The organism is Kitasatospora sp. NPDC091207 (genome assembly GCF_044768625.1).
Lineage (GTDB): Bacteria > Actinomycetota > Actinomycetes > Streptomycetales > Streptomycetaceae > Kitasatospora.
In genome coordinates, this window is record NZ_JBIVVS010000003.1 from 111,124 (window position 1) to 123,861 (window position 12,738).

At 73.5% G+C, this 12,738-nt stretch carries 10 protein-coding genes; 5 read left to right on the plus strand and 5 right to left on the minus strand.

Annotated elements, in window-relative coordinates; genetic code table 11:
* The first annotated feature begins 14 nt into the window (after positions 1-14).
* Positions 15-1,115: an ABC transporter ATP-binding protein gene (locus ACIQTO_RS08145; RefSeq protein WP_402384509.1), complete on the plus strand. Its 1,101-nt coding sequence runs from the start codon at positions 15-17 to the stop codon at positions 1,113-1,115.
* Positions 1,108-2,127 carry an ABC transporter ATP-binding protein gene (locus tag ACIQTO_RS08150; protein WP_402384512.1) on the plus strand — a complete coding sequence of 340 codons (1,020 nt, stop codon included), beginning with the start codon at positions 1,108-1,110 and terminating at the stop codon, positions 2,125-2,127. The genes ACIQTO_RS08145 and ACIQTO_RS08150 overlap by 8 nt, the downstream gene beginning before the upstream one ends.
* A 64-nt stretch (positions 2,128-2,191) precedes the next feature.
* On the opposite strand, the gene ACIQTO_RS08155 is transcribed toward ACIQTO_RS08150, so the two are convergent.
* The 5 genes from ACIQTO_RS08155 to ACIQTO_RS08175 all read right to left on the minus strand — a co-directional run bounded on the left by ACIQTO_RS08155 (position 2,192) and on the right by ACIQTO_RS08175 (position 8,266).
* Entirely contained in the window at positions 2,192-3,901 is a 1,710-nt protein-coding gene (locus ACIQTO_RS08155; protein WP_402384515.1) for an ABC transporter family substrate-binding protein, read from the minus strand.
* 177 nt (positions 3,902-4,078) lie between these two features.
* Positions 4,079-6,424, minus strand: coding sequence for a peptidoglycan binding domain-containing protein (locus ACIQTO_RS08160; protein ID WP_402384517.1), 2,346 nt, complete (start codon positions 6,422-6,424; stop codon positions 4,079-4,081).
* A gap of 237 nt (positions 6,425-6,661) precedes the next feature.
* Entirely contained in the window at positions 6,662-7,123 is a 462-nt protein-coding gene (locus ACIQTO_RS08165; RefSeq protein ID WP_402384519.1) for a DUF6113 family protein, read from the minus strand.
* On the minus strand, positions 7,120-8,040 hold the full coding sequence (mshB, locus tag ACIQTO_RS08170) for an N-acetyl-1-D-myo-inositol-2-amino-2-deoxy-alpha-D-glucopyranoside deacetylase (protein WP_402384521.1): 921 nt from the start codon (positions 8,038-8,040) through the stop codon (positions 7,120-7,122). Before mshB ends, ACIQTO_RS08165 begins: the two co-directional genes overlap by 4 nt.
* A gap of 31 nt (positions 8,041-8,071) precedes the next feature.
* Complete coding sequence (locus ACIQTO_RS08175; protein ID WP_402384524.1) at positions 8,072-8,266, minus strand: DUF2304 domain-containing protein; 195 nt, start codon at positions 8,264-8,266, stop codon at positions 8,072-8,074.
* A 316-nt stretch (positions 8,267-8,582) separates the two neighbouring features.
* On the opposite strand from ACIQTO_RS08175, the gene ACIQTO_RS08180 reads away from it, so the two are divergent.
* The 3 genes from ACIQTO_RS08180 (at position 8,583) to ACIQTO_RS08190 (ending at position 12,738) form a co-directional block, all read left to right on the plus strand.
* The gene (locus ACIQTO_RS08180; RefSeq protein WP_402384526.1) at positions 8,583-10,763 is read left to right on the plus strand and encodes a prolyl oligopeptidase family serine peptidase; all 2,181 of its coding nucleotides are present in this window, start codon (positions 8,583-8,585) and stop codon (positions 10,761-10,763) included.
* 299 nt (positions 10,764-11,062) lie between these two features.
* Positions 11,063-12,019, plus strand: a complete 957-nt coding sequence (locus ACIQTO_RS08185; protein WP_402384529.1) for an ABC transporter ATP-binding protein — start codon at positions 11,063-11,065, stop codon at positions 12,017-12,019.
* Positions 12,016-12,738 (plus strand): ABC transporter permease, encoded by a 723-nt coding sequence (locus ACIQTO_RS08190; protein ID WP_402384532.1) that lies wholly within the window; start codon positions 12,016-12,018, stop codon positions 12,736-12,738. The genes ACIQTO_RS08185 and ACIQTO_RS08190 overlap by 4 nt, the downstream gene beginning before the upstream one ends.

The window sequence follows — 12,738 nt, forward strand, 5'->3', positions numbered from 1 at the left end:
GAGGGCCGCGGACGATGAGTGACACGACGAAGCTGTCGAAGCAGGCGAAGGACGGCGCCCCGCGCCGGGACGCGGTGGAGGTGATCGGCGGCGGCCGGGAGAGCCTGGTACCCGGGACACCGCTGCTGGAGGTCGACGACCTGCACATCGAGTTCCACACCCGGGACGGCGTGGCCAAGGCCGTGAACGGCGTGAGCTACTCGGTGTCGGCGGGGGAGACCCTGGCGGTGCTGGGGGAGTCCGGTTCGGGCAAGTCGGTGACCGCGCAGGCGATCATGGGCATCCTGGACATGCCGCCCGGCAAGATCACCGCAGGCTCGATCCGGTTCCGGGGCGAGGACCTGCTCACCATGAGTTCCAAGGCGCGGCGGGCGGTGCGCGGCCGGAAGATCGCGATGATCTTCCAGGACGCGCTCTCCTCGCTGAACCCGGTACTGAGCGTGGGCTACCAGCTCGGCGAGATGTTCCGGGTGCACCAGGGGGCCTCCCGCAAGGAGGCCAAGGAGAAGGCCGTCGAGCTGATGGATCGGGTGCGCATCCCCGCCGCCAGGCAGCGGGTGGGCGACTATCCGCACCAGTTCTCCGGCGGTATGCGCCAGCGCATCATGATCGCGATGGCGCTGGCGCTGGAGCCGGACCTGATCATCGCGGACGAGCCGACCACGGCGCTGGACGTGACCGTGCAGGCCCAGGTGATGGACCTGCTGGCGGAGCTGCAGGCCGAGTTCAACATGGGCCTGATCCTGATCACCCACGACCTCGGTGTGGTCGCCGACGTCGCGGACAAGATCGCCGTGATGTACGCCGGCCGGATCGTCGAGACCGCCCCGGTGCACGAGCTGTACGCGCGACCGGCGCACCCGTACACCAAGGGCCTGCTCCGCTCGATCCCCCGGCTGGACCAGAAGGGCCAGAACCTCTACGCCATCCAGGGTCTGCCGCCGAGCCTGCTGCGGATCCCCGAGGGCTGCGCGTTCAACCCGCGCTGTGACCGGGCGGCCGACCGCTGCCGCAGTGAACTCCCGCGGCTGGTGCCGGTGCTGGACGCCGACGGGGCCGACCTGCCGGGTCGCCGCAGCGCCTGCCACTTCTGGAAGGAGACCCTCCATGGCTGAGCCCATCCTGGAGGTCAGGGACCTGGTGAAGTACTACCCGCTGACCCAGGGGATCGTCCTCAAGAAGCAGGTCGGCGCGGTGAAGGCGGTCGACGGCATCTCCTTCGAGCTGATGAAGGGCGAGACGCTCGGCATCGTGGGGGAGTCCGGCTGTGGCAAGTCCACGCTGGCCAAGGTGCTGATGAACCTGGAGCGGGCCACCTCCGGCCAGGTGCTGTTCAAGGGCGAGGACATCACCCGGCTCTCCGGCGCGGCGCTGAAGGCGGTCCGCCGGAACATCCAGATGGTGTTCCAGGACCCGTACACCTCGCTCAACCCGCGCATGACGGTCGGCGACATCATCGGCGAGCCCTTCGAGATCCACCCCGAGGTGGCTCCCAAGGGCGACCGCCGCAAGGCCGTCCAGGACCTCCTGGACGTGGTGGGTCTCAACCCGGAGTACATCAACCGGTACCCGCACCAGTTCTCCGGCGGTCAGCGCCAGCGCATCGGCATCGCCCGCGGCCTCGCGCTCAAGCCGGAGCTGATCATCTGCGACGAGCCGGTCTCCGCGCTGGACGTCTCGGTCCAGGCCCAGGTGATCAACCTGCTGGAGCAGCTGCAGACCGAGTTCGAGCTGTCGTACATGTTCATCGCGCACGACCTCTCGATCGTCCGGCACATCTCCGACCGGGTCGGTGTGATGTACCTCGGCAAGATGGTCGAGATCGGTACGGAGGACCAGATCTACTCCCACCCGACGCACCCGTACACCCAGGCGCTGCTCTCCGCGGTGCCGGTGCCGGACCCGACCGGCCGGGAGGCCCGGGAACGGATCCTGCTCAGCGGTGACCTGCCGTCGCCGGCGAACCCGCCGTCCGGCTGCCGGTTCCGCACCCGCTGCTGGAAGGCGGAGGAGCGCTGCTCCACCGAAGTCCCGCTGCTGGCGGTGCCGGCCACGCTGAGCGGCCCGGCCGCCCACGAGTCGGCCTGCCACTTCGCCGAGGTCCGGGACGTGATCGGCGCGGGCTGACCGCCCGGCGCGGCCGGGCCCCGGGGTCGGACCGACCCCGGGGCCCGGTGCGTCCCGGGCCGGTTCACTTCTGGAAGGCGACGTTCTCCCAGACGATGTCGGACAGACCCTGCGCGCCGATGTTGGCCAGGTCGGCGCGGGCGCCGTACAGCTGCGGGCGCTGGTAGAGCGGCAGGACCCCGGCCACCTTCCACAGCTCGCCGTCGGCCTGGTTGATGGCCTCGAAGGCGCCGGCCGCGTCGGTCGCGGCGGAGGCCCGGTCGAGGGCGGCGTCGGCGGCGGCGCTGCCGGTCTGGGAGTGGTTGGTGCCGCCGTTCTGGGCGAAGTTGGCCCGGTTGCCGCTGGCCGGGAACGGCGTGCCGAGCAGCGAGTAGGCGGCGATGTCGAAGTCGTGCCGGTTGACGTACTTGTCGAAGAACTCGTTGGCGGCGGCGGTCACCGTGGTGACCTTCACGCCGACGTCCTTGAGCATCCGGGTGGTGACGGCGGCCTCGTTCTGGGCCTGGGTGACGCCGGCCGGGATGACCATCCGCAGGTTCAGCTCCCGGCCGTCCTTCTTGCGGACGTCGCCGTCGAGCTTCCAGCCGGCCGCGTCCAGCTTGCGGACCGCGTCGGCCGGGTCGTAGCGGCTGAGGCCGAGGGAGTTGTCCCGGTAGGCGTTCTGGTTGGCCACCAGCAGGTGGTTGTTGAGGGTGACGGTGGGCCAGTCCAGGCCGCTGAGGTCGGAGCGGGTGATGGCGTCCCGGTTGATCGCCTGGAACAGGGCCTGCCGGACGGCCGGGTCGGTCAGGACGGGGCTCCTGCTGTTCAGCGTGAACTGGCGGAAATCGGGCCCGCCGGCGCGGCGCACGGCGGCGCCCCTGGTGCTCCTGACGAGCTGGTAGCCGGCCACGTCGGGGCCGTTGTTGAAGAGGTCGATCTCACCCTTGGCGAAGGCGGTGGCCATCGTGTTGGGCACCATCGCGCGGAAGACGATCCGGTCCAGCAGCGGCTTCTCGCCCCACCAGGCGGGGTCGGCGACCAGGGTGACGGTCTGCGTCGCCCGGTCCAGCTTCTCCACCTTGAACGGACCCGCGGTGACCGGTATCGCGTCCAGGTAGGCGGTGTTGAACAGGTCCGGGGTGGCGATCCGGCCGGCGGGCAGCAGCGGGGCGTTGGCGGCGCCGTTGAACATCGACTGCCACTCGGAGAAGGGCCGGTCGAAGGTCATCACGGCCTGGAACTCGTCCTTGCCCTTCTCGACCGACGTGACCAGCTCGAAGCCGGTGCTGCTGGAGGCCTTGAAGGCCGGGTCCTTCCCGTTCAGCGCGCGCCAGTTGGCCTCGATGTCGCGCCAGGTGAGCGGGGTGCCGTCGGACCACTTCGCCTTCGGGTTGAGCGTCCAGGTGACGACCTGGTGGCCGTCCCTGAGCTCGGACCGGGCGTCCTGGAGGTAGGCCGGGTTGATGCTCTGCGTGCCGGCGGCGTCGGAGCGGAAGAAGGTCGGCAGCAGCGGCTTGGTGACGGTGACCGTGGAGGACTCGCTGCCGTCGGTGTGGATCGGCGACCACTGGGTGGAGAACTGGGCGACGGCGACCCGCAGGGTGCCGCCCTGGCGCAGCTCGGCGCGGTCGTGCGGGTTGATGTCGATCGCGGTGAGTTTGGGCGTTTCGAGCGGGGTGGGGAGTGCCCCGGCGCCACTCGTGCCGGAGCCGCACGCGCAGAGGGTCAGCGAGAGCGAGACGGCGGTGAGGCCGGCGAGCAGGGCCGTGCGGCTTGAGGTGAGGCGGCCCATGGTGCTTCTCCCGGTGCGGAGGTGAGGGATGTGACGGGTGGTACGGCGTCACATCTTGCTGACCGGGGAGGTGAGTTGTCGAGGGGCGGGCCCGGATCCGGGCCCGCCCCCACTGGTTCGGTCACCCCGCCGCGCGCCCGGCGCGGGTGGGCGCGCCGGGGCGGCGGGTGAACGTGCTCAGACGGCGGTGAACTTGACGGTGCGGTCCTTGTCGCCGGTCTTGTCCAGCACCGAGGTGATGGCGTCGGCGACGTCCTGCGGGGTGAGCACGACGGTCTGGCCGTTCTTCTTGACCTTCACCTTGTCGAACACGCCGCCCAGCTGGCCGTTCAGCGCGTCCAGGTCCCACTTGGGCACGATCTTGCCGGCGGCGTCGGGCACCAGGGTGAGCGTCTTGGGGGCGGTCTTCGGGCCGAAGTCCCAGGTCTTGGCGCCGGCCACGATGTGGATCTTGCCGTTGACCGCGGACTTGCCGAGGCTGTCCGCGGCGGCCTGCAGGGCCTGCGGGGAGACCTTGGGCTGGGCGGCCGTCACGGTCAGCGCGACGGGCTGCTCGGACTTGCCCGAGGCGCGGTCGCGGTAGGCCTGCTCGACCTGGTCGACGGCGGACGCGGCGTCGACCGCCTGGCCGGCCCTGCCGGGCACCACGACGGGCTCGCCGGAGTCGCCGAACCGGACGTAGCCCTCCTGGAGGCCCTGCCCCGAACCGGCGGCCAGCCCCTCCAGGGCGGCCTTGAGCTTGGCCCGGTCCACCTTGACCTCCGGCGGCACGGCCTTCTCGTCGCCCTTCAGCGAGGTGATCACGTCGACCGGGCTGTACGAGTGCTGGGTGAGCCGGTCCACGGTGGCCGTGGTGTCGAAGCTCAGCCCGGCGACGGCCGGGTCGAGGTCCAGCGCCTGTTCGCCGATCTTCAGCTTGACCGGCTGCTGGCCGGCCTTGCCGACCGTGTCGTCGAGCTGGTGGATCGCCTGGTCGCGGTTGCTGCCGCCGATGTCCGTGCCGAGCACCACGGTGCCCTTGGGGATGTCGGACTGGTTCAGCATCAGGCCGGTGCCGTACGCGGCGGCGCCGAGGAAGAGCACCCCGCCGACGCCGTAGACAGCGAGCTTGACGAGCTTCTTGCCGCCGCCCCGCTTGGCCTTGCCGCCGGCGGCCTTGGGGGCCTGCGGCGCGGCGGGCACGGGCTGCTTCGGGGCCGGCGCGGGGGCCGGCACCTGGCCGGGACCGGCCGGCGTACCGGCCTCCGGGCCGCCGGGGTGCGGCCGGCCGGGGGCGGTGCCGCCGGGGCCCTCGCGCAGCTCGGCGTGCGGGTCGAACGGGTGCGTGGGCTCGCCCTGATGGCCGGGGGCGCCGGGGAAGAGGCCGCCGGGGGCGGCGGTGCCGTACGGCTCCGTGCCGGCCGGGGTGCGCTGGGCGGCGAACGGGTCGGCGCCGGCCGGGGCCGAGGCGAACAGCCCGTTCTGCGGCCGGCCGTTCTGCGGCGCGCCGTTGGGCGACAGGCCGTGCTGGGCCGGGGCGCCGTGGGGCGGACCGGATATGGCGGCGGGCGGCGGCCCGTCCTCGCGGATCGGCGCGAAGCCGTCGACCGAGGTGTCCTCCGGGTTCGCGGTGTCGGCCGGGCCGCCCACCGGGTGGCCGGGGCCCTGCTGCTGCGGGTGGCCGGCGCCCCGCGGGGCACGGTGCGCCGTGCCGGGGCCGGGCGCGAAGGGGTCGGGGGTGAACGGGTCCGCGGCGGGGCCGGTGGCGAACGGGTCCACCGGGGCGTCCTCGTACACGCCGGCCTCGTCCCCGAGGGCGTCCGGTCCGGCGCCGAAGGGGGAGGCGGGCGCGCCGGTCGGACGCGGGGCCGGTGCGGCGGCCTGCGTCGGTACCGGACGGCCGCTCGGGCGGTTCGCCCCCTGGTCCGCGGCCCGGGCGGAGCGCGCGGCCTTCGGCCGGGCGCCGTTCGGGCGGGCCTCGGCGCCGGCGCCCGGCGCGCTGCCGGGGGCGGACGGGTCGGAGGGCACGCCCGGGGCGCCGGCCGGGACGGCGGCGGGCTCCGCGGCCGGGCCCTTCTTCTGGCGCGGCCGGAACCACGCACCGGTGGACTCCGACTCGGAGGTGGCGGGCGGGATCTCCCACTCCGGCGGCAGGTTCGGCGGGGTGGCCGCTCTCGTGCCGCCGTCCATCACCCCGAGGACGGGGGAGGCGGGTGCGGCGGAGCGGTGCCGGGGGCCGGCCGGTTCGGCGGCGGGCGGGTTCTCCTCGCCCTGGCCGTCCTCGTTCTTGACGGTGCTGCGGACCACCACGGGCGGGATCGGGCGCGAGCCCGGGATGTTGATCCGGACCCGGGTGGTCAGCGTGGTCTCGGTCTTCGGGGCCTCGTCCTCGCCGTTCGACGCGGAGCCCGGGGCGGCACCGGCACCCGCGCGGTCGCCGCCGGGGAAGCCCGGTGTGCCGTAGGGCGGGGTGCCCGACGGGTAGGCGTCCGGGCCCGTCCGCCGGGGCGTCGGGTGGGCGTTGTCAGATTCGCGGCTGCTCAATGCTGCTCTGCTCCGGGTTCGCGGGCGGGCCGTGCGGCGCGACCGCGGTTCGTGGTCGCCGGGCCTGGCGGGCGGCGGTCGGGTACGGCGTTCTGCGGCACCACCATACTGGGAAGAACTGAGCGGTGAACCGGTTCGGATAGAACCTGATACGTCCGGTTCCTCCGGTATGAGAGTACGGCCGCGTGGTCCTGACTGCGCGTCGTACGCGGTGCCGTACGCGGCCCGCCGGGGTGGTCAGCGCGGTGGGCCCGGCACCCCGGGGAACCAGCTGGTCCGGGTCGGCAGGGTGGCGCAGATCACGCCGAGGATCGAGCCGACGAACAGCCAGGCGAGTGACGTGGCATTGGTCCAGAGCACATTGTCGCCCTCGGGGCGGGGCACCATGACCAGCAGCAGTGCCAGGAACCAGCCGGCCGCCGGCAGGGCCGCGCCGAGCCGGGTGCCGGTCACCCGCAGGCCCGCGTAGAAGGTGGCGCCGGTGGCGGCGAGTGCCAGCAGGACTCCCACGGGCGGCCACAAGGCCTGCACAAATGCTCCGCAGACCGACACCGCGATGCCCAGCAGGAAGAACAGGACATAGGCCGCGATCCTCCCGATTCGCGGGGGTTGCGGCTCGGCCAGTCGCTCGGCGCGGGTGCCGAGGACGGCCGCCGGGATCGAGCGGCGACGGGCCTGCTGGGTGGCGGGCTCGGTCATCGGGCACTCTCCTCGGAGCTCTCGAAGGCGCTGTCGAAGGCGCTGTCCAGGCCGGCGAAGAGGTCGTCCTCCGGGAGCCGCGGCCCGGCCTGGCCACGTACCAGCTGGTAGTACTCGGTCGCGACCAGCGGCTGGCCGAGGTCGTTGGAGAGCGTGAACCAGTCGCCGTGCACGGTGATCTGGGTGGCGTGCGCGGCCATCGCGGCCGCCTTCCGGCCGGCGAACGCGGCGCCGTCCAGCACCGTGGTGATCACGGCGTCGTCCACCACGCCGGGGACGTCGGAGGGCTTGGCCGCCCCGGGCGACGGCGCCTTGGCGGCGGTCTCGGCCAGCCCCCGCTCGATCACCGAGCGGGGCATCCGGTTCCAGTAGACCTTGGCGATCCGCCAGGCGGCGCCCAGGTCGGGCCGGTACGCCGGATCGGCGGCCAGCTCGTACGCGCGCATGGCCACCCGGTGGGCCTGGATGTGGTCCGGGTGCCCGTAGCCGCCGTCCTCGTCGTAGGTGACCAGGACCTGCGGCCGCACCTCGCGGACCACCGCGACCAGGTGGCCGGCCGCCTCGTCCACGTCCGCCCGCCAGAAGCAGCCGGGCACGTCGTTGTCGGGGACGCCCATCATCCCGGAGTCGCGGTAGCGGCCCGCGCCCCCGAGGAAGCGGAAATCGGCGACGCCGACCGCGCGCATGGCGTCGGTCAGCTCGCCGATCCGGTGGGGGCCGAGGGTGTCGTCCCGATCCGCCGTCAGACGGGCCAGCTCCGGCGGGATCACCTCGCCGCCCTCGCCGAGGGTGCAGGTCACCAGGGTGACCCGGGTGCCCTCGGCGGTGTACCTGGCCATCGTGGCGCCGTTGCCGATCGACTCGTCGTCGGGGTGGGCGTGCACCAGGAGCAGGCGGCGGCCGGTAGTCGCGGTCATGGGAGGAAGCCTAACGACCGCGTGCGAGGGGTCAGAGCTTCAGGCCGTTGATCATTCCGGCGAGGTTGCTGGTGACCTGGCTGATCGACGGCGCGATGGAGCTGGACGCCAGGTAGAAGCCGAGCAGCGCGCAGATGATCGCGTGCCCGAGCTTCAGGCCGGAGCGGCGGATCAGCACCACCACGATGACCAGCATCAGCATGGCTGCGGAGATGGACAAAGCCATGTCGGCTCACACCCCTTCTCGGGTGCGCCACCCCCTCGGGGAGGGTGGCGGTCGGGACCGTGCGGGACTAGCGGTCGGGTGACCGGGGCCCGGGACGGGGCCTGACGATCACGCGTTGAACCAGTCATACCCGATGAGTGAGGGGCTTATTACGTTCAGTGAGGCTGCACGCGCCGGGGCATGGTGGCACAAATAGGGCGCATGGGCCGGTCGGAAGGGGTGCGGACCCCCTGGGGGCGGTCCGGCCGACGATGCTCCGAACGAGTGATCACAATCCACCGGGTGGTGGCGGGGGAACGTCATAGGGTCTGGTGCCATGACCTCCCACACCCCTGCGGACACCTTCCCGAGGCAGTACGCGCGCACCCTGCGCTACACCGTCGGCGCCCCCCGGTCCTTCTCCGTCGCATCCGACGGCTCCCGGGTCGTCTTCCTGCGCTCCCTCCCCCGCCCCGCTGCCGGGCAGACCCCCCTCGGCAGCGACCGGGCCAACCGCCTCTGGACCCTCGACACCGCCACCGGCGAGGAGCGGATCGCCGCCGACCCGGTCGCCCTGCTCGGCGGGGGCGAGGAGGACCTCTCCCCGGCCGAGAAGGCCCGTCGCGAGCGCAGCCGCGAGGGCTCGGCCGGCATCGTCGGCTACTCCCTGGACGGCGCCGGCGCGCTGGCGGCCTTCGCCCTCTCCGGCCGGCTCTTCACGGCCGACCTGGTCGCGGGCGGCACCGCCGAGCTGCCCGCCGAGGGGCCGGTGGTCGATCCGCGCCTCGCCCCGGACGGCGCCCACGTCGCGTACGCCAACACCGCCGGCGAGCTGCGGCTGACCCGCACCGACGGCACCGCCGACCGGGCCCTCGCGCAGCCCGACGGTCCCGGGGTGACATGGGGCCAGGCCGAGTTCATCGCGCAGGAGGAGATGAGCCGCGACCGCGGCTTCTGGTGGTCGCCGCAGAGCGACCGGCTGCTGGTCGAGCGGGCCGACGACACCCCGGTGCGCCGTTGGTGGATCGCCGACCCGGCCAACCCGGGCACCGAGCCCGCCGAGATCGCCTACCCCGCCGCCGGCACCGCCAACGCCGCGGTCGGCCTCTGGCTGATCGGCCTGGACGGCAGCCGGACGGAGATCGTCTGGGACGACGAGGCCTTCCCCTACCTGGCCCGGGTGCACTGGTCGACGGGCGGCGTGCCGCTGCTGCTCGTGCAGGCCCGGGACCAGCGCGGCCAGCGGATCCTCGGGGTGGACGTCGAGACCGGTGCCACCGAGCTGCTGTTCGAGGAGCGCGACGACGCCTGGCTGGAGCTCTTCCAGGGCGTCCCGGCCTGGACGCCGGACGGCAAGCTGGTGCGGATCTCCGACGAGGGAGGCGTGCGGGCGCTGGTGATCGGCGACCAGGCCGTCACCGGGGCCGACCTGCTGGTGCGCTCGGTGCTGGCGGTGACGGGCGAGGAGGTCTTCTTCACCGCCTCCGGGGGCGCCGCCGAGACCGACCCCGAGCCGGGCTGGATCGCGGCCGGCCGGGTCAGCCACGACGGCAAGCGGCTCTCCTGGGAGGCCTCCAACGACCGGCCGTTCACCTCGGTGACCACGGCGGTGCACGCGGCGGGCATCACCGTGCGGGCCACCGCGGAGCCCGATCTGCCGGGCACGCTGGTCCAGGTCGCCCGGGACCTCCCGGAGGGCGTGGTGGTCGACGTCGTCGCCACCATCGCGTCCTACGCCGAGGCCCCGGTCCTCACCGCGCGTCCGGTCTTCCGCTTCGCCGGCGAGCGCCGCGTCCCCGCCGCCGTCTTCCTGCCCACCGGCTACGACCGTGAGCGGGACGGCCTGCTGCCCGTCCTGATGGACCCGTACGGCGGCCCGCACGGGCAGCGCGTCGTCCAGGCGCACAACCCGCACCTCAACTCGCAGTGGTTCGCCGACCAGGGTTTCGCGGTGGTCGTCGCCGACGGGCGCGGCACCCCCGGGCGCGGGCCGGAGTGGGAGAAGTCGATCGCCTTCGACTTCGCCGGCGCCACCCTGGACGACCAGGTGGACGCGGTGCGGGCGCTCGCCGAGGAGTTCCCGCTGGACCTCGACCGGGTCGCGATCCGCGGCTGGTCGTACGGCGGCTACCTCGCGGCGCTCGCCGTGCTGCGCCGGCCGGACGTCTTCCACGCGGCCGTGGCCGGCGCCCCGGTGACCGAGTGGGAGCTGTACGACACCCACTACACCGAGCGTTACCTGGGCCACCCCGCCGAGCGGCCCGAGGTCTACGCGGCCAACTCGCTGACCGGTCACGCGGCCGGGCTGGAGCGCCCGCTGATGATCATCCATGGTCTGGCGGACGACAACGTGGTGGCCGCGCACACCCTGCGGCTCTCCTCGGCGCTGCTGGCGGCCGGCCGGCCGCACACCGTGCTGCCGCTCTCCGGCGTGACGCACATGACCCCGCAGGAGGAGGTCGCGGAGAACCTGCTGCTGCTCCAGGTCGACTTCGTGAAGAAGTCGCTCGGGCTCTGAGGCCGGCCCGGGGCCGGGGGCGGCGGGGAGGGCCGGTCGTGGGCCGCTGAGGCCGCCCCCGGTGCCGCCCGCACCCGTACGGGCCGAGCTGTCCGGCCGCCGCGCGGCAGCCTGCCGCGCGGCTCCGGCGACCGGCCCTGACCTGCGGCTTCGGCGGCCGGTACCCGTGCTCCGGGTACCGGCCGCCGCCATGACATCCGTCATGCCGAAGGCACGACGGCGGGCACTGCCGCCGCGACCGTCCGGCACGGGACTCTGAGGTGGTGCGAACGACACCAGCAGGGAAGAGGACCGGGTCGATGGGTACCGAGGTGGCCGCCTTCCGGGGCGTCGGCAAGAGTTACGGGCGGGTGCGGGCCGTCGAAGGACTCGACCTCGTGCTGCGGCCGGGCGAGACCGTCGCGCTGCTCGGCCCGAACGGCGCGGGCAAGTCCAGCAGCCTGGACCTGCTGCTCGGCCTGCGCGAGCCGGACCGCGGCAGCGTCACCCTGTTCGGCGGCGCCCCGCGCGCGGCGATCGCGGCCGGCCGGGTCGGCGCGATGCTGCAGAGCGGCGGGCTGATGGCCGACGTCAAGGTGCGCGAACTGGTCACGCTGGCCTGTGACGTCCACCCGCGCGGCCGGGCCGTCCCGGAGGTGCTGGCCGACGCCGGGATCACCGACCTGGCCGAGCGGCGGGTCGACAGACTCTCCGGCGGCCAGGAGCAGCGGGTGCGCTTCGCCCTGGCGATCGCCGGGGCCAACGACCTGATCGTGCTGGACGAGCCCACCACCGGCATGGACGTCTCCGTCCGCCGGTCGTTCTGGGCGAGCATGCGGACGCAGGCCGACGCCGGGCGCACGGTGCTGTTCGCCACCCACTACCTGGAGGAGGCGGACGCGATCGCCGACCGCGTCCTCGTGCTGCACCGGGGCCGGTTGATCGCCGACGGTTCGTCCGCCGAGATCAAGGCGAAGGCCGGGGCCCGCCGGATCACCTTCGAACTGCACGACGCGGACGCCCCGTTCGACGAACCGGCGCTGCGCGGCCTGCCCGGGGTGCTGGCCCTGGACGTCACCGCCCGGGTGCCGGGGGTGCGGACGGTCCGGATCCGGACCGCGGACGCCGACGCGGGCGTCGCCGGCCTCTACCGGGCGGGTCTGTACCCGCGCGGCCTGGAGGTCACCGGCCTGGGCCTGGAGCAGGCCTTCCTGACCATCACCGGCGAGCAGGACGCCGCCGGCAGCACCGAGTTCGCGACGGAGGCCGCGCGATGACCACCCTGGTCCGGCTGGAGATCACGCGCACCCTGCGCAACAGGAAGTACCTGCTCTTCACGATCCTCTACCCGGCGCTGATGTACTTCTTCTTCATCCACGCCTACGGCACCGCCGACCTGGCCGGCGGCCTGCCGGTGAAGACCTACTTCATGGTCTCGATGGCCACCTTCGGCGCCGTCGGCTCGGTGCTGACCGGCAGCGCCCAGCGGATCTCGTCGGAGCGCGAGAGCGGCTGGACGCGGCAGCTGCGGCTGACCGCGCTGCCCGGCCGGGCGTACACCCTGGCGAAGGTCGCCGCCGGCGCGGTGACCACGCTGCCGGCGATCCTGGTGGTCTTCGCGGTCGGCGCCGCGCACGGAGTGTCGCTGAGCGCCGGGCAGTGGGCCGGGCTGGCGGCCGCGCTCTGGCTGGGCAGCTTCGTCTTCGCGGCGCTCGGCGTGGCGTTCGGCTACGCGGCGGCGCCGGACTCGGTGCAGACCGTCGTGATGATCGCCTACATGGCGATGGCGCTGTTCGGCGGTACGTGGTTCCCGGTGAGCGGCACGCTGGAGAGCATCGCCCGGTTCAACCCGGTGTACCTGTACAACCGGCTCGCCTCCTTCACGCAGCCCGGACACTCGCTGGACCTGGCCGCGGTGGCCGGCCTGGCCGGCTTCCTGGTGGTCTTCGTCGCGGCCGCGGCCGCGCTGTACCGCCGGGACACCCGGCGGGCATGA